The 610-nt window shown below is 55.4% G+C and carries 1 protein-coding gene; it reads left to right on the top strand.

Translation table 11 applies throughout. The annotated features are described in order from the left end of the window. Positions 1-610, top strand: a 610-nt coding sequence (locus DJ029_RS21535) for an IS6 family transposase (protein ID WP_112324500.1), incomplete at both ends; no start/stop codon positions are given.

Here is a 610-nt window from a genome sequence, read left to right as displayed (position 1 = left end):
TCGCTGCGCAATGTCGAGGACCTGCTGCACGAGCGCGGCATCGAGATCAGCCACGAAACGGTTCGATATTGGTGGAATAGATTTGGTCCGATGTTCGCCGCTGAGATCCGCAGAAAACGTGTCCAGCGAATGCGTGCATACTCGAATTGGCGTTGGAACCTGGACGAGGTTTTCGTGAAGATCAACGGCGAGCGGCACTACCTGTGGCGGGCAGTTGATCACGAGGGTGAAGTGCTGGAGTCCTTCGTCACAAAACGACGGGATCGCAAAGCGGCATTGAAATTCCTAAAGAAATCAATGAAGCGGCATGGCCGCCCTCATATATTGGTGACCGACAAACTCCGATCCTATGGCGCGGCACTGAAGGATATTGGGAATGCGGACAAGCATGAAACCGGCCGCTGGCTGAATAATCGCGCGGAGAATTCGCACCTGCCGTTTCGACGACGAGAACGGGCCAAGCAGCAGTTCCGCAGCATGCGAAGTCTCCAGAAATTCGCTGCCGTTCATTCCTCCGTCTGCAACCATTTCAACCAGGAACGCAGCCTCTACTCCCGAGCTAATTTCAAGCTTAACCGAACCGCCGCTCTCGCCGAGTGGCGCGGTCTTT

The organism is Oceanibium sediminis, assembly GCF_003265325.1.
Classification (GTDB): Bacteria; Pseudomonadota; Alphaproteobacteria; order Rhodobacterales; family Rhodobacteraceae; genus Halovulum; species Halovulum sediminis.
Note: the sequence above shows the minus strand (reverse complement) of the source record. Positions and strands in the feature narration are given on the sequence as shown.